The sequence below is a fragment of the Methylotenera oryzisoli genome (assembly GCF_004661485.1).
In the GTDB taxonomy this organism is placed as follows: Bacteria; Pseudomonadota; Gammaproteobacteria; order Burkholderiales; family Methylophilaceae; genus Methylotenera; species Methylotenera oryzisoli.
Window position 1 is genome coordinate 44,576 of sequence record NZ_PQVH01000002.1, and the last position, 20,464, is coordinate 65,039.

Consider the following 20,464-nt stretch of genomic DNA (forward strand, 5'->3'; position numbering starts at 1 on the left):
GCGGTTTAAAAATTCTATCGCTAGTTATTTAATTCGTTGAATGGGCATTAGTCTGGTTTAGACATCCACGCAAAGAGTGATGCGCTCATGACTTCTTCGACCGACATATCAATCGGTGTTAACCAGTCACGCGGTACAAAAACAGTGTAGCCACCAATCATATAGCCCATGGGTAAATATACGGCAACACGGTCACCCTGAATAAACCCCTCTGGTAGGCCATCTGTATTTTTTCTGGTGATTAAGCCAACGATTTCAAGTGGGTGCCCCGGAACCTTTAAGGTCACCGCCTGTTGTGAACTGCCTTTTTTATGCGGCGCAAAGTAATCTGCGAAACTCTTTAATGACGAATAGATGCTTTTTACAACCGGTAGATTTGTAAATGGAAATTCAATCAGTGAGAGTACTTTGTATATGTATTTGTGGGAGACGAGGTACCCCAGCAATAGGATGCCGCCTAAACCCAATGCCAGCCCCAAGCCTGGAATGTAGAAGTCACCTATGACTGGGCGTACCCACCACATTGCGATATGTTCTGCCCATGTTAAAAACGTATATAACAAATATACGGTAAGCCCTAATGGTAATGCTGTAAGCAGGCCGCGAAAGAAATATTGGTAAATACGTTTCATAGGGCTTCCGTTCTAAATGGCATGTAATATGCTGATGATATTGCGGGTGCAGCGTGACGGTTCAATATATTGATTACTGGTTTTCTGCCTTTAACGCGTTAAGGTCAGCTTCACTTAGCCAGCGCCACTCTCCAAGTTTTAGATCTTGTGGTAATTCTAAACGCCCGATTCTAATGCGCTTTAACGCTTCTACACGATTGCTAATAGCGGCAACCATACGTTTAACTTGGTGATATTTACCTTCTGCCAGCGTCATGTGAATTACGTGGTCGCTGATTTTGGTACAGGCGAGGGCTGCAATCGGTGCATCTTCATCAATGAGTTGTACGCCTTTTAAAATATGGGCGATTTGTTCATCGCTGACGGCATGTTTACAAGTGACTTCATATACTTTTGGCACTTTGTGTTTGGGTGAACTCATGCGGTGAATGAACTGCCCGTCATCTGAGATTAAAATCAGCCCGGTAGTGTCCTCATCCAACCTGCCTATGCATTGCACGCCACGTTCTACCAGTGGGTGTGGTAATAGGCTATAGATAGTGGGGTGGTGCTGGGTTTTATGCGAGCACTCGTAGTTGCCGGGTTTATGCATCATGAGGTAAGACTTTTCACGATAGTCCCATGCTTCACCCTTAATGGTGTAATGCAGGTTTTCTAGCTCAAAAGTGGCATCAGGGTCATCACATAGTTCCCCATTGACCGTCACCTCTTCGTTAATAACAAGAATGCGGCATAGTTTGCGTGCACCAAAGCCTTGGTTGTGTAATATGCGTTCAATAGAAAGTTTTTTAGCCATACCATGCATTATAAGGCACAAATAAAAACGCCCGCATGTTTCAGTGCGGGCATTGTGATGTTACGCTTAATTACAGCTTAGTCTTGACTGATGGTTTTGTAAGCAAATGCACCGATTACTGCACCAACAATCGGGGCCAGCCAAAATAGCCATAACTGCTGCAAGGCGATGCCACCCTCAATTAGAGCAGGGCCAGTGCTACGTGCCGGGTTAACTGAAGTATTGGTGACAGGGATGCTGATTAAATGGATGAGTACCAATGTAAAACCGATGGCTAGTGGTGCTAAACCGGCAGGCGCACGCTTATCTGTAGCGCCCATGATGATAAATAAGAACATTGCCGTCATCACGATTTCTGTGATTAAACCTGCCATCATGCTGTAACCATGGGGTGAGTGCTCTGCAAATCCGTTTGATGCTAAACCGCCTGCATAACCTTCCATCCCGCTTGCAATGGTACGAATCAGCAATGCCGCTAGAATAGCGCCTAATACTTGCGCAATAATATAGTGGGGAAGCTCTTTGGCGCTAAAACGGCCGCCTGCAACTAGGCCAATCGAAACTGCAGGGTTGAGGTGGCAGCCCGAGATATGGCCAATAGCGTAAGCCATAGTCACCACAGTTAAGCCAAATGCGAAAGAAACCCCTAAATAACCTAAGCCTAAATCTGGAATACCAGCAGCGAGCACTGCACTGCCACAGCCGCCTAACACTAACCAGAATGTACCGATGAGCTCTGCAAGCGCACGTTTTGATAATGACATAATTACTCCAATCTTATAATGATTATTAAAATCTACATGGACTTCATTTATATCAATTGCATGGCTAATTTACTGCAATCATGATGTGACTACAAGCGAGTTTGGGTTAAACTAGGCCTTTAATTTATACACCATAGTTATATGTCTTTTAAGCACATCATCTCTCGCGACAATCCAGTTTTTAAGCAACTTAAGAAATTTGCAGATAATGCGCGCGAGCGCAGGGCCGAGGGCAAAACACTGTTGGATGGCGTGCATTTGATTGAGTCGTATATCGACACTTTTGGTGAGCCCGATTTAATTATTATTCCTGAGGGTAAAAGCAGTGTAGAGGCCACCGGTTTGATACAGGCTTTGGCCGACATTCCAACCATTATGCTGCCTACCTTGATGTTCGCAGAGCTTACTCCGGTGACGAATGCGACCGGTATTTTAGCGCTAGTGAAAATACCGCAATTGCCTGTTCCGGAAAAGCCGGCCTTTGCATTAATGCTAGAAGATATACAAGACCCCGGTAACATCGGTAGTATGTTGCGCACAGCGGCTGCATCCGGTGTTGATGTGGTTTACCTAAGCACTAGCTGTACCGATGCGTGGTCGCCCAAGGCGTTACGTGGCGGTCAGGGCGCACAGTTTGTATTGCCAATTGTAGAGCGTGTAGATTTAATTAAAGCATTGCAGGCGTTTGATGGTAATAGTTACGCCACCGCCATGCAAGGTGATTCACTGTATATGCAAGATTTATCACAACCCACTGCTTTTGTGATTGGTAATGAAGGGGCAGGGCTACGCCACCAAACGATGGCAGCAGCAACTAAACGGATTACCATCCCCATGGCCACCACTGCGCTGGGCTCGGTGGAATCACTCAACGCAGGTGCGGCGGCTGCAGTTTGTTTATTTGAGCGCATGCGTCAGGCATCGCTAAAGTAAACGTTGAGAACTCTAAGGATATATTAATGTGCAGACATCAAGCAGCTAAATACCAAGCAGAAAATCAAACATTTGGGCGTGCTGCGCAATCGGCACAGCGCGGCTTTAGCTTGATAGAGATGATGGCAATTGTTGTGATTATGGGTATTTTGGCGATGGTGGCAATCCCGTCCAGCATGAGTCGCATCATTAAAGAGCAAATCACCGCAGCTTTGCCGCTAGCGGATATTGCCAAGGCACCGATTGCTACTGCATGGTCGCTCTCTCAAGAAATGTTGCCTGATAATGCCGCTGCAGATTTACCTAGCAGTAATAAAGTGGTGAGTAACTTTATTACCGATACGAAAATTGAAAATGGTGCGATTCATATGACCTTTGGTAATAAAGCGCATCCGAAAATTAAAGACAAAATACTGAGCTTAAGGCCAGCAGTGATTGAAGAGTCTAAGGTTGTGCCTGTGGCATGGGTGTGCGGAAACGCAAAAGCCCCAGACAATATGACGGTAAAAGGTGAAAATAAAACGAATATACCGGATGAGTATTTGCCACGCTTATGTAGGTAAAGTGGCTGATACGTGCCGGAGCAGACTTGATCGTGAAAGTGACTAAGTATGGTGCGATGGTGATGCGGCAGCCGTGACTGCCGCACATGCTATCTCATCTGTTAGCCAAAGTTTAATGCACCTCTGGATGTGCTTTTGTTGTGACTTCACTCACCATGAGTTGTGTTGCGTCCACTTTATCAAAGCTGTAGTGCGCATTACAAAAATCGCAATTCACTTCAATTTTTCCTTGCTCTTCAATGATGCTGGTAATTTCTTCGTTGCCTAGCATGCGCAACATGCTTGAAACGCTTTCACGTGAGCAGCTGCAATGAAATTTAGTATTACTTGCCTCAAACAGCCGTACATCCTCTTCATGAAATAAGCGCGTTAGTATGGTTTCTGTTGGCAGGTTGAGCAGCTCATCGTCTGTAATCGTACCGGCTAAATGGCCGATGCGGTTCCAAGCATCTAAATCCTGAGTGCTGAGGTCTTCAGTTTTTGTTACCTGATTCATAGTGTCTGGTAGCTTTTGTAACAGCATGCCTGCTGCGGCGTTGCCATCACAATGTAGCCAGATTCTGGTGTCAATTTGTTCTGAACGCAGCATGTAGTTCTCTAGAATGGTGCTGATGCTGTCACCCTCAAGCGACACGATGCCTTGATATGCCTGACGGCCATCTTTAGGGTCTAGCGTAATCATAAATTGCCCATGAGAAATAAGGTCAAACAGGCTTTGCTCGTCGGACACTTCGCCTTTCCACTTAGCGGTGGCGCGAATGCCAAACTCTGAGTTGCACTCTACTACTAGTAATTTTAATGCGCCTTTACTTTGAATCTGCAGCACAAGAGAGCCGCTCATTTTAAGCGTAGCGGTCAGCAATGCGCTGGCGGCCATTAGCTCACCTAGTGCGCGTTTTAAGCCGGCAGGTAAATGCTGTTTATTCAGTGCTAGCTGTAGTGTGCTTGTCAGGTTAACAAGGTTGCCGCGTATTGGCGTGTTTTCAAAAACAAAGCGTTGTAGTGTGTCTGGTAATTTATTCATCCTGACATTTTAACATTAGCATGCAGCATTCAAAATGTTTGGATGGAGTATTTTAACGGTCAATATGTTTGCTAATGGAGCGCACATAAAACAGCTCTAGTGCGTCAGCTGGCGACAATGATTTGCTTGGTTTGTGGAATGGCCGATATCACCCAGTGCTCAAGCGCCCATTGCCATAGTGTATTTAATGGCGCGTTTTTGATGATGGTAGGCGGCTGCTGGCCTAAAAAGCATAATGCATCGTGGAGTAGCTCGCTGGCTGTGCCTATTTCTATGGGTTTTGCCAGTGTTTGTTTACTCAGCTTTTCTTTATTGGCATTGGCGGCAACTGGCACATGTGCATATTGGGGTGTAGAAAACCCTAACTGTTGCTGCAAGTATATCTGGCGAGGTGTGGAGTCTAATAAGTCGGCGCCACGCACGATGTGGGTGATGCCTTGCGCGGCATCATCTACCACTACCGCCAGCTGGTAAGCAAATAAGCCATCCGCGCGCTTTAAGATAAAGTCACCGACATCAATGCCAATGTTTTGTTGAATCCGTTGTTGAATGCCGTCATGAAAGCTAATCGCATGATTGTCTGTCTTGATGCGCCAGGCTATCGCGGTTTCAGGCTTGATGGGCTGGTGTAGGCAAGTTTTTGGATAGATGCGTCCATCAATGCCGAAAGTAGTGCTGGAGTCGGCAATTTCCTTGCGGGTGCAGGTGCATGGGTAAATCAGTTGTTTACGATTGAGTAGGTCGAGTGCGTCAGCATAGAGTGCGCTTCGCTGGCTTTGGTAAACAACTGTGTCGTCCCACTCAAATCTAAACGCTTCCAGTTGATGCAAAATCGTGTCTGCCGCACCTTTGATCTCACGGGGCCTGTCTAAATCCTCCATGCGTACTAACCATCGCCCTTGGTTGGCTTTTGCTTCACAAAAGCTGGCGACGGCCGCTACCAATGAGCCAAAGTGCAAAGGGCCTGTGGGTGAGGGGGCAAAGCGGCCTACGTACATGCTGGTGAAACTTAGTTAACAGGTTGTAGGTATGGCGGAATGTGCCAGTAACCTAGCTGGTTACCTAATAGCATGAGTTGGCAATGTAGGCGGTCATTGCCGCTGGCGCTGACATCAAACTCGTAAGTACGCAAAAACTGCACATGACCACGGCGATTCCGCCCCAGCCATATTTTGCTACAGGCCACAGATTCATCTAGCAGTTGCAGGTTGAACCTGGCTGAAAGTTCGCTACCTAGCAAAATTGCACGTTCACGTTTGTTTAAACTGTCTATCCAAAACCAGCCGATGGCTAATAGGATAATAATTAAAATCATTTCCATTAATGCATACTCATTATTATATAGGGTCTAGTTCTGACTCATCAGGCTCATCTTCATGCAGCGATAGGTTATCAAAGCTGGAAGAGCTTTTTACGTTGCCTGCGTTTTTACCATGCAATTTAAAGCGTAAGCGCAACTCATTGATTGAGTCTGCATTACGCAGGGCATCATCTTCAGTTATGCGGCCTTCTTCACATAAATTAAAGAGGGCTTGATCAAATGTTTGCATGCCAAGCTCTGTAGATTTAGCCATGACTTCTTTAATCATGTTGGTTTCACCTTTTAAAATCAGATCAGAGATCAGTGGTGAGTTGAGCAGGATTTCAATGGCAGCACAACGACCACCACCTTTCTTGGAAACCAGACGTTGCGAGACAAACGCTTTCAGATTGAGTGATAAATCCATGTGCAATTGCGCGTGACGCTCTTCTGGGAAGAAGTTAATGATGCGGTCAATTGCTTGGTTGGCGCTGTTGGCATGTAAGGTTGCCATGCAAAGATGGCCGGTTTCTGCAAACGCCAGCGCAAATTCCATGGTTTCTCTATCGCGGATTTCGCCAATTAAAATTACGTCAGGGGCTTGACGCAGTGTGTTTTTAAGAGCGTTAAACCATCCGTTGGTGTCTCTGCCCACCTCTCGGTGCGTCACTAAACAGTTTTTACTTTGATGCACATACTCGACAGGGTCTTCCACTGTAATGATGTGTCCGTATGTATTTTCATTACGGTAATCAATCAGTGCCGCTAGGGTGGTTGATTTGCCTGAACCCGTGCCGCCTACCAAAATGACCAGACCGCGTTTGGTGAGCATCACATCTTGCAGTGTCTCAGGTAAGCCTAAGTCATCAAATTTAGGAATTTCTGTCGTAATGGTGCGTAGGACCATCCCCACTTTTTCTTGCTGTATAAATACATTCACACGGAAGCGGCCTATGTTTTTAGGCCAGATAGCAAAATTACACTCTTTTTCTGTTGCAAATTCATTACGCTGTTTTTCATTCATCAGCGCTTCAGCAAAGGCTTTGGTATGCTCACCGGTCAGCTTCTGCTGGGTGACAGGTGTCATTTTCCCATCAATTTTCATGGCGGGAGGGAAATCTGCCGAAATGAATAAATCCGAGGCCTTTTTATCAAGCATGCCTCGTAAAAGATTATGCATGTAATTAAGTGCTTGTTCGTTTGTCATTCAAGAAACCTTATCTATTGGGGTTACAATATGGCACGAGTTAATCCATAATTAACACGTCGTCACTTTCAAGCTTATTGCCGACAATTATCGTACTTAAGTTTAATTGTAAGCGAACATTCCCATCGTCAGCTATTGTTTCATAGGATTATTGATAAGAGTCATCACCGCATGAATGAAATACGTGAAAAAGAAGCTATCGATGCTTATTTAAAGTTGTTGCAGGTTAAAGGCGCAAACAGTGACGTGCTGCATAGACGTTCGTTGTTTTTAGACCTTTTAGCTCAGAAGCTGGTGGGGCAAGTGTCGAACGGTGAAGTCTATCGCGATATTATAGAGACGGTGATGGACTCGGTTCCGGTAGATGCATGGCATGACAGCCTTACCGCTGCACGTGAGTTTTATCCATTTTGGATGAAGGATTTTAAAGCGATTGCCGCTTTAAACATTAACCCTGGCTTTGATGTTAAACCTATCGATTGGCGGCCAGTGCAAGCAACGCTCAAGTTGCTATCCGATAGTTTGGAGACAGAAAAGTTTGAGGCTGCTGAAAACTGGCCTTTAAAAGCTTACACTCAAGCCCTGCGTTTTGAAGGCGCTGAGCAGGCTTTGGTTGATACACGTGTTAAGTTAGCAAAAATCATATTAATTCGTCTGCGCACAGCGCCAGAAAAAGATAGTAAGGCGTATCGCGCCGCGGTAGACCTTACTTTGCCCTTATTTAGCATCAAGCATAGTCGCCGTTTATTTTTAGTCGTAGTGCGTGAGTTTTATCATTTTTGGTCCGGCAACCCAGATGCTGCCAGCATGGTACTTAAAGAGGGCGCTGGTAACGTATTAATCTAGTTCTAAAAAATACCCCAAGCACTGTTTGCACATATTTAGTGCAATGCACCGCCAATAGCACAACTTTAGTGCAATATTTTCATGCCATATGATGCAAGGTCTATACAAAACAATAAGTTATGTTTTGGCGTGATATTTGCTTATTTTGCGGGGCTTAAAATGTTTATAGGTGATTGAAATGGAAGCGTTAGTCTCAGCAAATGATGTTTTATTTGTATTGCTTGGCGCCATTATGGTGCTTGCAATGCACGCAGGCTTTGCCTTTTTAGAGGTAGGGACAGTCAGGCATAAGAATCAGGTCAATGCACTGGTTAAAATTATGGTGGATTTCTCCGTATCTACCATTGCATACTTTTTTATTGGTTACAGCATTGCCTATGGCGTAGATTTTTTTAGTGGCGCTGAAGTCCTGGCGGCTAAAAATGGTTTCGGTTTAGTTAAGTTTTTCTTTTTGCTGACATTCGCAGCTGCGATTCCAGCGATTATTTCCGGCGGCATTGCAGAACGCGCGAAATTTAATCCACAAATGTTCGCTACGTTCACCTTGGTGGGTTTTGTATATCCGTTTTTTGAGGGTATCGCATGGAATAATCACTACGGATTGCAAACGTGGTTAAAGGAGGCGACCGGTGCGTCATTTCATGATTTTGCAGGCTCTGTAGTCGTGCATGCGATGGGTGGTTGGATCGCATTGGCGGCTGTTGTTTTACTAGGTGCACGTAATGGCCGTTACAGTAAGGATGGTCGTTTGCACGCATATCCACCGTCAAACATTCCGTTTCTGGCATTGGGTGCATGGATACTGACGGTTGGCTGGTTTGGGTTTAACGTCATGTCAGCACAGTCCATTCAGGGTATTAGCGGACTAGTTGCAGTGAACTCATTGATGGCGATGGTTGGTGGTACTTTAGCTGCATTGGTTATGGGGAAGAATGACCCGGGCTTTGTGCATAATGGCCCTTTGGCTGGCTTGGTTGCGGTATGCGCTGGCTCTGATGTGATGCATCCGTTAGGTGCACTGGCAACTGGTGCGATTGCAGGCGTACTATTTGTGCTGACATTTACCTTGACACAACAGCGCTGGAAAATCGACGATGTGCTCGGGGTGTGGCCATTACACGGTCTATGTGGTGCTTGGGGTGGTATTGCTGCAGGTATCTTTGGGCTTAAAACCTTGGGTGGTATGGGTGGTGTGAGTTTTGCATCGCAAGTACTTGGCACAGCAGTGGGGGTAACCGTTGCGTTGGTGGGTGGTTTTGTCGTGTATGGTGCACTGAAGCAATTGGTTGGCATTAGGTTAACTGCAGAAGAGGAATATGACGGCGCAGATTTGACCATTCATAAAATCCCATCAACAACCAATGATTAATCTGTAGTTAGTGCGTTGTTGATGAGAATTAATTAAGTCTGTCTGGCGGTAATAAAGTCTGTCGAAAATTGAAACTAGAAAGGCTCTTAACTAAGAGCCTTTTTTGATACTACTAAGAAAATTTTGTCGCAATCCCATTAATGAATATTAGATATTTTGGGAAGTCCAGAATGACTTATATAGTTAAGTGGTACATTTAATAAACATTAAGACCGTATTGCCTGCGCATGTGCCAATGTTTCAGGCGCCGCCTATCTTTATGACTAAATCAATAGAGAAAACTTAACACAAGGACACCGCATGAAAAAACTATTAGTAACAATCCAATTAGAGCTAGACATCCCTGACACATGGGGCTTGGTAGAGCATCCCGACCAAGTACAAGCAATTAAGATGGATAATGGGCAGTATATGCACATGAGCTTCTTGCCTATGATGACATCAGACTTTAAAGCAGGTGCAGAGTGGTCGAGCGAATGTCCCGATGAGTTTACCGAGGAGGTCTTGGATATGGTTGCTGATGAAGAGGTTTTAATGAAGCTTGAAACTGATTAATTAAATGCTGCGCTGAGATACCTAAGTTTTTAGGTATCTCAATATATTTAATTACTCACACATATCAATAACGCAGAGCAGCCAACTAAGCATATCAGCGATTGGTATTGCTATTTTAGCCCCCATGGCTTAGTGCCATAGGGGCTAAATATATAAGTTTGATGTAAGTAAAAACGTAGTCACTCTTACAGAAACGAGTAACCCGCTTTCATCATCAATTTATTCTGTTAATTCCAGCGATTGCCATTACCTTGAATGCTGAAACGGCCAGCACCAAGAAAAAACACTGCTAAAGCCGTGGCAAGGAACATGCCTTGTAACTCCAGCGCCCAGCCACCAGTTTGGTTAAGATGCAGAAGATCACCGGTATGCACCAACAGAATCGCCACTACCATATTGATGGCGATTATAAGGCAGCCGATACGCGCCCATAGGCCGAACAGTACCAGCAAGGGAGCCAGCACTTCACCCACATAAACCAGATTACCTACCGCTGCGGGCAGGCCGGCCTGCGCTACCAAACCGGTCACAAAGTCGGCGCCATTCATTAGCTTGCTAATGCCGTGTAACAGAATCAGGATTGCCAGCGTTGCACGTAGTATGAGTTTACCTGTATCAGCACAATTACTATTCGTTGTCGTAGTCACCATCACATTTTCCTTTTTAATTAGTAGAAACGGTACTTCTTATTCATATTGAAACTAAGGCAATACGAAAACTATCACGTCGCGCTGTTGTTGAACAGATGTAAGCACATCTGTTCTTAAATTGATATGTTTTGCTGTGCATCTAGCTCGCGTAGGGCTGAGCTAGATAGCTCACTCAGAGCAGCCCCAAGCAGACGTTAGAAGTTGTGCTTTACTTTAGGTCTAGTTACTTAGATAAAGTGCGATAGACTTTTTTGTAAAGTGAGTTGAGAGTCTCTAATTCACTTTTATTGTATGACTTTTCTCCATAACGATAATCTTCGTAGTTTCTTGCTATCATCGTCAACTCCGCTTTAATTTCAGTATTGAAATTACTAGCCTCCTCAAAATACTCTTTAACCGTCATACGGCGATGTCGTGGTATGTCCTGCAATTCAAATAAACGTTCGGTTGCATAGTAGTAGTTTGATATTGCATATGCTTGCTTGCAATGAATCTTAAAAATGCCTAAGTATAGATAATCAAATCTAGATCTAAACCAAGTGGTTACTTTTAACTCCCGCGTAAAAAAAATGAAAGCAATCGCCAAACATAACAGAAGGCAAAGAATCATTACTTGAATTATCTGTCGTAGATTTTCTTCAATCCACTTTTTAAAAGCACCCCATAAGCTGTCGAAACGCTTTTTCGTTTGCGTAAAGCCTTTGCTTAAATTACCTGAAATGTCCGCGAGCGAGTTGATTGCATCTGCCTGCCATTTAGGCATTCCTTCACGCTTAGCTGCCAAACGCATCTCATCTGGACTCGGCCAATTTGACAGTAAGTTTTTCATGCTAGGTTCTTGAATGGGCAAGTATGACTGGTTGCCTGCTCCTGCCTCCAATGTATGGAGGCCAGCACCAATGGCTGTAGGATTGCCAAATTTATGATTGAGTTGGTCAATCGTTTTTTGAGGTGTGATTAAATAAAGTAAAAAACCCAACAGTAGAATCGATAAAGTAGCTGTGATTATTGCTATTGTTTGCCCCACTAGTATTGGAGCTGACAAGCTCCGTGTGCGTAACTCGTCTGATTTGCTATTGATTTGTTCTGCAACGATAGTAGCAACCACAAAAATGACATAGGGAATCAAATAAAACAACATCGTCCAATCTGCACGATAGTGAGACGATGCAAAAATTACCATCACCAAAGATACTAAAATACTAAGATACAGTTGCTTACGCGTTGTCGTGGTGCAGTTATAAGCAACCTGCAATATAGCTAAGATGTAAACAGCGGCGCGAAAGATGCCCCATGTGGGAATAAAGATAAAGATACTGATAACCGCACCAAAAATGACAAGTCGGCGCATTCTTGTCTTGCCGTATTCAGTTAAGACGCCATTCTGCTTTATCGCAACTGTTATTGAATATCCATATAATAAAATCCAAAAAGACATTTCGAAAGCAAAATACCCATACCGAATATCAAGAAATGCATTACAAGTCACCGCTAAAAGCTGACTAATAAGCAGTCCAAAGTAAATGGACTTATGTTTTAGTTCAATACTCATGAGTTAAAAGCACTGGTGAGGTTGTCATCTTTTCTAATCGAAAAGTAGCCAATGTCCAAATCAAAGATACCTGTCCATAGCGAATGGGACTCAGAGTGTGTTCCCATGAAACTAGCTCTATCTAAATGAATGGCAATAATATTTGCCCCTCTGGCTTTCAATAAGGCAAGCGACTGGAGCGTCTCTGAAACCCGAGCGCTTGGTTCTGAGAGAAATACGATAGTGGTCTGCCCCTCAGTCATTGACATCGCTACTTCTTGTATCACAGTCGAATAAGTGACATCACTATTGGCATCAATAATAGCGAGATAGTCCATAATTTCTCGAAAATGCATTTCGCCCGAGCCCAAGCCTATCGAATCTTTTCCCTGATACGGTGAAACATTGATAGACATGCCGTTGTTAGTTGCATATCTAGCGATTGACGCAGCAATGCGGACCGCATATTCAAAACTAGCATGCTTACCTGTGCCAACATTCGAGACTTTAGATTGATCCAAAATGATATGAAGCTTGGCAGAAGCTAGGGGCTCAAATTCTTTGAGCATAAGCTCATTAGTTCTCGCTGTAGTTGGCCAATGGATATGACGTGGGTTATCGCCCTGACGATATTCACGTAGACCTGAGAACTCGGCAGAACCTGCCCCCTTCGGTAACAAAAAGGCACCACGGTGAATCTCACTGGGGGTGCCTAAAAGTGGTAGACGTATAATAGGAAAGAGGTCGGGATATATCGTAAGGGTTTGGGTTCCTCCATTTTTGTTTTGATGGGCCTCTAGTAAGCCAAAAGGAAAGCTCGTAGAGATGCCGACAGGCCCTAATTGATAGAGACCTCTCTTTTCACAACCCACTGAGACCTTAAAATTATGCGTTGCTCCGCTACCAATATATGCCACCACACCAAGTATTTGAGTGTTTGATTTAATGCCTTCTAAACTGTGAATAAAAGGTAGCTTATCTATAGCTTGAATCATGAATCGCGGGATGATTCCATGATTGCTGATTTTAATATCAAAAAAGATATGTTCGTTCTCTTTGGCTCTATCCGGCCCGGTGCGAGACACTGATACATTTCGAATAAGCAAGCGTGGGAAAAGATAACTAGCAATCAGTGAGGATAGCAACAGGGATGCGATGAGCCATGGAAACGCTTGCTCTCGGTTTAAAGCAATATAGTAAGCGACCAGTGTTAGTACCGTAATGATTAGAATCTTTTGGTGACGTAAAACTGGATGCTCTTTAATATAACTCAGAATCATTTTTTGATCCTAAATTAAATTGGCGGAGTAACCTGATTAAGCACTTCCTTGAGAATAATCTTGCTTGTTTTCCCTAATGATGCAGCTTGTGGGCGGATAATCAACCTATGCTCCAGGACTGCATGAGCCATTGATTTCACCATGTCAGGCGTAACGTAATCTCGCCCACGTAAATACGCATAAGCTCTAGCACCTTTAGCTAATGCAAGCGTTCCACGAGGGCTTGCGCCCAACCTTAAGTCAGGATGGCTTCGAGTTGCGGAAGTTATTTCAGCGATATATCTAGCAACGTCTGCATTTAAATGAATCTTTCTTACTTCCTCACGGGCTTCAACTATCGATGCCTCAGTGGCAACCGCTTTAAGATCATCTATGGGATGTTTAGATGTTTGTGCATTCATGATGCTTACCTCGCCATCTAGTGATGGATAACCTACACTTAGGCGCACAAAGAATCTATCAAGCTGCGCTTCTGGCAGCACATGCGTTCCCGCCATATCAATCGGATTTTGAGTGGCAAGCACCATGAACAACGGTGGTAGAACGTGTGTTTCGCCATCTACACTGACGCGAAACTCCTCCATACATTCTAGAAGTGCCGATTGAGCTCTAGGGGTTGCACGGTTTACTTCGTCAGCAAGCAGGAAGTTTGTGAATACTGGGCCAGGACGAAAGACAAACTCGCTGGTCTTTTGGTTATATATTGGTACTCCAGTAATGTCGGAAGGAAGCAGGTCTGGAGTGCACTGCAATCGCTTCATGTCGACATCGATTGATTTGGCCAGTGCACGTGCCATCATGGTCTTACCTGTTCCTGGCACATCTTCTATAAGAACATGACCTTGGGAGATCAATGAAATAACGGCTAACTCAACAACCTCCCGCTTACCAATAATAACTTTTTCAATATTATTAATAACATCCTGAATGGCTTTCATTGGTTATCCTTTTTATATTTTATAAAAATAATAGCCTAATCATGATGGGAAAGTAAGTGAATATTAATTACTAAGAATAGATTGATTAAACTAAAGCTTCTTGGCACCTGTGCGACATGCCATAAGCGACTAGTTTTACCCCATAAGCAGCTAGCACCAACCGCATAAAGCACTAGTAGAAAAGCCTGATAATTCAGGATTTTTATGGACATGGAAATTTGAAATCGTGGACTACCAAGTTATGGCGGTCATGTTTTAATTAAAGCGTAGGGTTGGTCATTAATAACTGCTAACGGCCAAAAGAAGACATTTAGTGAAATTGCTAAAATATGATCATGAGGTCTATCACGGCGCTTAAATTGTCATGAATGTTATCTGAGATTATTGTGTTCGCTATTCTGAAATTTCTATCGTTTGGCCTATTATCTAATAACTTAAAATTATTTATTTTTCTTTCAGCGATTGCATTCTTTGTGTCTATTCCTATCAAATTCGATGTTTCATCACCCAAATGGAAAGTGCCACAATGGATTGCGATAGAGGCGTCCGGCATTAAATCGATATGCGCTTGGACGGCTTCTTCTGGCTTCATGTGTTCAAAACGCATGTAATCCCTAGGCGTATATGCTCCTATGGGTAAAGCGGCAAGATTAATGTGTCCGATTTTTTGTTTGAGCATCGTAAATAGCTCTGTCTCATAGGCGGTATCTCCAGCAAAGTAGAGTTTTTTATCTTTGTATTCAATCACCCAGCCACTCCACACAGTTTTGTTTTTGCTAGCGAATGTGCGACCACTAGAATGTTGCGCTGGAACAAACTGAAAGTTTGTCTGTGCAACTGGAGTCTCATCCCACCATTGCATTTACTTAACGTTTGCATCAGGGACATTGGCTTGAAATCATGCCTTCAATCCAAGGCCTACTAAAAACTTAGGGATGCCATTTGCTTGTTTAGCTAACAGACGCACTGTTTCTAAATCAAGATGGTCATAGTTATCATGTGAAATTAAAACGACGTCTATATGAGGTAACTTGCCAATATCTGTCGGCAGTGGTGCTAGGCGTCTTGGCCCAAGTGGCGCGAAGGGCGTTGCATGTTGACTAAATATCGGATCATTTAGAATTCACTGCTGATCCATTCTAACCAGCATCGTGTCATGCCCAAGCCAAGCAAGTGCAAAGTCATGATTCGCTAAAGCTTATAAATTTAAAGCAGCTTGTGAGATTGTATTTTCGTTAGACTTTTGGCAGATAATTGTACCCAAGCCCGATGCAGCATATAAGCGATTGAAGCCATCTCATGCTTATCCTCAGGGTTTACGATTAGATTCTTAAATGGTGTCTGCACATGCGTTGTATTTGCATACGCAAACACCAAGAAGCCACCGATGAGTATGCTAAACATCAATAAAACTCTTCTTTTCATGATATGAGTGATGACACCATTACATTAAGTGTTTGCTTACCACCTGCTTAAGGGCATCAGGGTTATCCACACTTAAAAAATGACCAGATTTTGCAATCGTATCAAGTTTAGCGTTAGGAACTTTATTTAAAGTCCGCATTCTTTCATTGTTTCTTGACCAATCATTTTCACCATATATCAAAGTCACCGGGCTTTTAATTTGCGAATAATGCTCAGGTGCCTTGGCCCAACTTTTCCAATTGCTTAAGACATTTCTGCCAAGATAGTGGTAGCCCGGTTTATGCCCTGTTTTATTAAAGAGTTTGACTAACCATGAAGGCAATTTCTTGATATGCGTGACCCCACCATTCATGACAAGGCCTAGGAAAAAGCTATTTTCAAAAGCCGAGAAAATGGCACCATGAACTGGAAGAGAGTAATTCCATAGCATGAAATTAGCGATAAAGTTCCCACGTCTCACACCATCGGCGTAACGTGTTTCATAGTCATAGGTGTTGACAGCAATCACCTGCTTAACTTTCTCTTGGATGGATGCAGCAACCGTTAAGGATAATGTGGCGCCAATCGACTCGCCGACTAAGGTGATATTTTCAAGGCCTAATTTAGCAATGAGGTCGATGATAGATTTTCTGAAATACGGTTCATCATAATTGATGTTTTTATTGATTGAGGATTGGCCATGACCTGGTAAATCAACCGCATACACAGTGTAGTTTTTGGCATAAAACGGAATCATTTCACTAAAGAACTCAATCTGCGTTCTTATGGTGTGTATTAGTACTAGCGGCTCGCCTTTGCCAGTTTTAATGACACGAACAGTCTCTCCGTCTTTGAGTTTAATCAATAGTTCTTCGCCATTAAATCTTAAATCTTTTGGTGCGTTTTCCATTTCTTTCTCCCAGAATAATTGAATGCTAGTTTCTAGTTTGATGCTGATTGCTTACGTCTTACTTTGGCCACATTATGAATACGGATTAATGTTTGCTCACTTGCGGTTGGGCTTTGTGTTAATGGGTATACAAAGCAAAGCAGTGATTAAAGCCAAGCTGATATGAATGGCATAAGTAGTTTTAAAATCGATGATTTGTAACGGAGCTTTTGCTAGCAGCAGCACAGTAATGGCGACTCCGATGACGGTGCCGATTTGGCGTATTGCATGATTGATCGCGGAGCCAACGGCGTAATCTTTTGGTGGCAGTGCGTGTACCGCTGCTGCTGAGAGTGATGGCATGACTAACCCTATGGACATACCACTTAATAGTAATCCTGGTAACCAATGTTGAAGATAATGAGGATTGGCATCGGGGATTAACAAATACCACAATCCACTCAACGCGTATGTGATAGAGCCTGCAATCAGTAATGGGCGGTGGCCTATTTTAGAGGCTAATTTGCCAGCGATGATGGCGGTTGGTACAACGCTCAGTGGCCCCGGCATAATGGCGGTACCCGCTAGTGTTTGAGGGTAATGCCAAATCTCTTTCATCCAGAAAAAGAATGAGAAAAACATGATGGAAAAGGCAATCGCAAATGTGAAGCCTGCCAAGTTGGCAAAAAGAAACGTGTGGTTTTTAAATAAATTTAAGTCAAATAACGGTTCAGGGTTAAGTTTTGCCCACGGAATATAACTGAGTAAAACAAGAGTACCCGCTAGGATGATGCCGATCAATCCTGTTGTGTCCCATGCGCCTGTCTTAATTTCAACAATACCAAATGTAATGGCGCTAACCCCGACCATTAATTGCAGCATGCCAAGCCAATCTAGGCGGATTTTTTCTCTTGGATGCGCCGATTCACGCAATTGTGTAGCGCTCAGCCAAATACAAAATAAGCCGATGGGGATGTTGATAAAAAATGCCCACTCCCAACCGCCCACATCAATAATAAAGGACCCAATGCCTGGGCCTAACGCAGCAGCCAATGCACCCACCGCACCCCATGCACCCATCGCTACGGAACGCTTTTCTTTAGGGAAGGCTTCTAGCACCAATGCTAATGCGGCCGGGGAGAGTAAGCATGCGCCTATGGATTGGAATATTCTTGCGACGATTAACCAAAACACACTGGGTGATGCACCGCATGCAAATGACGCTGCAATAAATAACAACGTACCTAGGATAAATATTTTTTTTCTGCCGTATTTATCTGCAATGCCACCAGCAGGGATGAGTAATGCAGCATATACGATGGAATAAGCACTCATCGCCCAAGATAAATCTGTGGCTTTAGCGTTTGGAAAGCTCTGCAGAATATTATTAAAGCCTGCATACAGAATCGTGGTGTCGAGTGACACCATAAAAATGGCAATACTGGCGATCGCAAATACGCGCCATGTATTAGAGGCTGACTTTATGGCCGTTGCGTTAATGTTTGCAGCAGATTTCATGGTTAATTGATTGGTTCTCATGTGATTGAAATTTGAGTATGCTTAATTTTGTTTTTCTTTTTTATCTACTTTCAAATGCGAGACGCTCGCAGATTTACTCAATTCACTAGGTTGCCACCCACCGCCAAGCGCCTTGAATGCGGCAACGGCTGATCGGGCAGATTCTGTTTGTGCTTGCGCTTTTGCATCTGAAATTTGCAATAAATTTTCATCAGCATGGAGCACTTCAATTAAGCTCACTACACCTCTTTGGTATGCGATAAAGGATGATTCACGCGCCTGACTCATTGATTGCTCTCCTCGTGCTAAAGAGGCCGTTTGCTGCTCACGTTTCACTAATGCAGAAATGGCGTTCTCAACATCTTCAGTGGCGCGCAGGATGGATTGTCGGTAAGCCGCCAAAGTCTCGGCTTCTTGGCCTTTTGCATGCTCGATTTGTGCATCAATGCGGCCAAAATCAAACAAGCGCCAACGTAAGCCCACCACGCCGGAGGCTTGGTTGGCAGCGCTAGTAAATAAATTGCCGCCAGAAATGGCGGTTGCACTTCCAATCAATAGGCTGAGGGCTACTTTTGGATAATACTCAGAAATGGCCTGACCAATTTTTGCATTGGCGATGGCTAATTTTCGTTCTGCAACAATGAGGTCTGGCCTACGTTGCAACAAATCGGCAGGAGAACCTACGGATGCAATTTGAGGCGCAACTGGAATAGGTTTAAATGTACTTAGCTCAGCCCTGTATTTGCCGGGTGCGGCACCTAGCATCACATCCAGCGCATTCATCGCCACATCAAGACCCGCTTCTAATACAGGAATAGTGGCTTCTACTTGGGCAACTGCTGCTTCCGCCTGCTGTACTTGCAGCTTAGGCGCTAACCCTCTGGTATAGAGCATATTGACCTTGGTTACGAGTTGCTGCTGTGTTTCTAGTTGTTTTTTGGTAATCTCTAAACGAGACTGTAAGCCACGGATAGTGATGTAAGTATCAGCCGTTTGCGCAGCCACAGCCAAGCGCGTTGCAACTGCGCCAGCCTTTGCCGCTTGATACTCAGCCAAGGCAGCGTCTTGCTCACGCTTTAATCCACCAAAAATATCTAATTCCCAGCTAGCGTTAACGTTTGCCTCGTATAGATTCGCATCTCGGTCATAGTTAGGGACAGCATTGAGCAGCTGCCCCAATGGAGACTCTAGTGACTGATGGTTGCGAATAGCCTGAGCGCTGATATTGCCAGATGGAACCAGTGCTGCATGTGCGGCACTCAGTCCGGATTTTGCTTGCTTGATTCGAGCTTGTGCCTGTGCAATATCTAAGTTTTGTTCTAATGCTAATGCAACAAATTTCGTTAATTGCGGATCTGCGAATCCTTCCCACCATTTCGCAAAATCAGCATTCGTAGTGGCTTGACGATTATCCAGCGCAACTTGCCCTAGGTAATGATCGGGTAACGCTGCATCCACTTTTTTATATTCTGGCCCAACGGCACAGCTGCTGAGAATACCAGCGCTTAATAACAGTGGAATAAAACGAAAAGTAGGCATAATAGTCCTTGAACTTATTAATTAAAGTTGTGACTATATTACAATATGGTCACTTATTGTCAATCCCCCAAAGTCAATGTATGCTATAAACATGATTAAAAAACTAGATAACAACTTACGTGGTCCATCGGAACATAATGTCCGCGATCAGATAGTAGAAGCGGCCGCTGAATACTTTAGCCGTTATGGTTATGAAAAGACGACCGTTTCCGATCTCGCTAAATCCATCGGCTTTTCTAAAGCCTATATCTATAAATTCTTTGCCACAAAACAAGCGATTGGTGAGGTGATTTGCTCCAACACTTTGAGTGCTATTTTGAAAGCAATAGATGAGGCGATGGTGGGCTCTCCCACAGCATCAGAGCGGCTAAGGCGCATGTTTAAAGCGGTTGTGGAAGCAAGCTCACAGTTATTCTTTGAGGATCGCAAGCTCTATGATATTGCTGCATCAGCTGCGGGCGAGCAATGGCAGTCGTGTACTCTTTATCAAGAGCAGATTAAAAAAATTATTCTAGAAATCGTGCATGCGGGACGTGAGTCTGGAGAGTTCGAGCGTAAAACACCAATCGATGAAACCGTGAATGCAATCTATTTAGTCATACAGCCATATGGCAATCCATTATTGCTCCAGCATAATCTGCACTTGGCTGAGCATGCCCCAATGATTCTCTCTAACTTAATATTAAGAAGTTTATCTCCATAAATTAATTTAGTGACTATTGACAT

The 20,464-nt window shown here is 43.9% G+C and carries 21 protein-coding genes and 1 pseudogene; 6 read left to right on the forward strand and 16 right to left on the reverse strand.

Translation table 11 applies throughout. The features are described 5' to 3' along the window. Positions 1-47 precede the first annotated feature (47 nt). From C3Y98_RS01115 to aqpZ, 3 genes are all read right to left on the reverse strand, one after another. Positions 48-632, reverse strand: a complete 585-nt coding sequence (locus C3Y98_RS01115) for a DUF502 domain-containing protein (protein ID WP_135276298.1) — start codon at positions 630-632, stop codon at positions 48-50. 73 nt (positions 633-705) lie between these two features. Next, a complete protein-coding gene (locus C3Y98_RS01120; protein WP_135276299.1) occupies positions 706-1,428 on the reverse strand; it encodes a 16S rRNA pseudouridine(516) synthase in 723 nt (240 codons plus the stop codon). Between the two features lie 77 nt (positions 1,429-1,505). Further along, the gene (gene aqpZ / locus C3Y98_RS01125; protein ID WP_135276300.1) at positions 1,506-2,192 is read right to left on the reverse strand and encodes an aquaporin Z; all 687 of its coding nucleotides are present in this window, start codon (positions 2,190-2,192) and stop codon (positions 1,506-1,508) included. A 141-nt stretch (positions 2,193-2,333) separates the two neighbouring features. Between aqpZ and C3Y98_RS01130 the strand changes: the two genes are divergently transcribed. Continuing rightward, complete coding sequence (locus tag C3Y98_RS01130; protein WP_135276301.1) at positions 2,334-3,125, forward strand: TrmH family RNA methyltransferase; 792 nt, start codon at positions 2,334-2,336, stop codon at positions 3,123-3,125. Between the two features lie 26 nt (positions 3,126-3,151). After that, the gene (locus C3Y98_RS01135; protein ID WP_135276302.1) at positions 3,152-3,688 is read left to right on the forward strand and encodes a pilin; all 537 of its coding nucleotides are present in this window, start codon (positions 3,152-3,154) and stop codon (positions 3,686-3,688) included. A gap of 112 nt (positions 3,689-3,800) precedes the next feature. On the opposite strand, the gene hslO is transcribed toward C3Y98_RS01135, so the two are convergent. From hslO to C3Y98_RS01155, 4 genes are all read right to left on the reverse strand, one after another. Next, entirely contained in the window at positions 3,801-4,712 is a 912-nt protein-coding gene (gene hslO, locus C3Y98_RS01140; protein WP_135276303.1) for an Hsp33 family molecular chaperone HslO, read from the reverse strand. A 104-nt stretch (positions 4,713-4,816) separates the two neighbouring features. Next, on the reverse strand, positions 4,817-5,710 hold the full coding sequence (gene gluQRS, locus C3Y98_RS01145) for a tRNA glutamyl-Q(34) synthetase GluQRS (protein WP_135276304.1): 894 nt from the start codon (positions 5,708-5,710) through the stop codon (positions 4,817-4,819). A gap of 11 nt (positions 5,711-5,721) precedes the next feature. Continuing rightward, positions 5,722-6,033, reverse strand: a complete 312-nt coding sequence (locus C3Y98_RS01150) for a DUF3301 domain-containing protein (RefSeq protein ID WP_135276305.1) — start codon at positions 6,031-6,033, stop codon at positions 5,722-5,724. A gap of 16 nt (positions 6,034-6,049) precedes the next feature. Then, the gene (locus tag C3Y98_RS01155; RefSeq protein ID WP_135276306.1) at positions 6,050-7,219 is read right to left on the reverse strand and encodes a PilT/PilU family type 4a pilus ATPase; all 1,170 of its coding nucleotides are present in this window, start codon (positions 7,217-7,219) and stop codon (positions 6,050-6,052) included. Between the two features lie 171 nt (positions 7,220-7,390). On the opposite strand from C3Y98_RS01155, the gene C3Y98_RS01160 reads away from it, so the two are divergent. The 3 genes from C3Y98_RS01160 to C3Y98_RS01170 all read left to right on the forward strand — a co-directional run bounded on the left by C3Y98_RS01160 (position 7,391) and on the right by C3Y98_RS01170 (position 9,989). Then, on the forward strand, positions 7,391-8,065 hold the full coding sequence (locus tag C3Y98_RS01160) for a hypothetical protein (protein ID WP_135276307.1): 675 nt from the start codon (positions 7,391-7,393) through the stop codon (positions 8,063-8,065). A 178-nt stretch (positions 8,066-8,243) separates the two neighbouring features. Then, positions 8,244-9,434, forward strand: coding sequence for an ammonium transporter (locus C3Y98_RS01165; protein WP_135276308.1), 1,191 nt, complete (start codon positions 8,244-8,246; stop codon positions 9,432-9,434). A gap of 300 nt (positions 9,435-9,734) precedes the next feature. Next, the gene (locus tag C3Y98_RS01170) at positions 9,735-9,989 is read left to right on the forward strand and encodes a hypothetical protein (RefSeq protein WP_135276309.1); all 255 of its coding nucleotides are present in this window, start codon (positions 9,735-9,737) and stop codon (positions 9,987-9,989) included. A 227-nt stretch (positions 9,990-10,216) separates the two neighbouring features. On the opposite strand, the gene C3Y98_RS01175 is transcribed toward C3Y98_RS01170, so the two are convergent. The 9 genes and pseudogenes from C3Y98_RS01175 to C3Y98_RS01220 form a co-directional block, all read right to left on the reverse strand. Beyond that, positions 10,217-10,639, reverse strand: coding sequence for a DoxX family protein (locus C3Y98_RS01175; protein WP_135276310.1), 423 nt, complete (start codon positions 10,637-10,639; stop codon positions 10,217-10,219). Positions 10,640-10,862: 223 nt separating this feature from the next. Beyond that, positions 10,863-12,191 (reverse strand): DUF4129 domain-containing protein, encoded by a 1,329-nt coding sequence (locus C3Y98_RS01180; RefSeq protein ID WP_135276311.1) that lies wholly within the window; start codon positions 12,189-12,191, stop codon positions 10,863-10,865. Next, the gene (locus C3Y98_RS01185) at positions 12,188-13,450 is read right to left on the reverse strand and encodes a DUF58 domain-containing protein (RefSeq protein ID WP_135276312.1); all 1,263 of its coding nucleotides are present in this window, start codon (positions 13,448-13,450) and stop codon (positions 12,188-12,190) included. The genes C3Y98_RS01180 and C3Y98_RS01185 overlap by 4 nt, the downstream gene beginning before the upstream one ends. Before the next feature lie 14 nt (positions 13,451-13,464). Continuing rightward, a complete protein-coding gene (locus C3Y98_RS01190; RefSeq protein ID WP_135276313.1) occupies positions 13,465-14,388 on the reverse strand; it encodes an AAA family ATPase in 924 nt (307 codons plus the stop codon). Positions 14,389-14,710: 322 nt separating this feature from the next. After that, a pseudogene (locus C3Y98_RS01195) lies at positions 14,711-15,511 on the reverse strand (MBL fold metallo-hydrolase). A gap of 83 nt (positions 15,512-15,594) precedes the next feature. After that, complete coding sequence (locus C3Y98_RS01205) at positions 15,595-15,813, reverse strand: hypothetical protein (protein WP_135276315.1); 219 nt, start codon at positions 15,811-15,813, stop codon at positions 15,595-15,597. 19 nt (positions 15,814-15,832) lie between these two features. Then, on the reverse strand, positions 15,833-16,702 hold the full coding sequence (locus tag C3Y98_RS01210) for an alpha/beta fold hydrolase (RefSeq protein WP_135276316.1): 870 nt from the start codon (positions 16,700-16,702) through the stop codon (positions 15,833-15,835). Between the two features lie 96 nt (positions 16,703-16,798). Continuing rightward, positions 16,799-18,199, reverse strand: coding sequence for an MFS transporter (locus C3Y98_RS01215; protein WP_135276498.1), 1,401 nt, complete (start codon positions 18,197-18,199; stop codon positions 16,799-16,801). Between the two features lie 42 nt (positions 18,200-18,241). Further along, positions 18,242-19,738, reverse strand: a complete 1,497-nt coding sequence (locus C3Y98_RS01220) for an efflux transporter outer membrane subunit (RefSeq protein ID WP_135276317.1) — start codon at positions 19,736-19,738, stop codon at positions 18,242-18,244. A gap of 91 nt (positions 19,739-19,829) precedes the next feature. Between C3Y98_RS01220 and C3Y98_RS01225 the strand changes: the two genes are divergently transcribed. After that, positions 19,830-20,441, forward strand: a complete 612-nt coding sequence (locus C3Y98_RS01225; RefSeq protein WP_135276318.1) for a TetR/AcrR family transcriptional regulator — start codon at positions 19,830-19,832, stop codon at positions 20,439-20,441. The last annotated feature ends 23 nt before the right edge of the window (positions 20,442-20,464 follow it).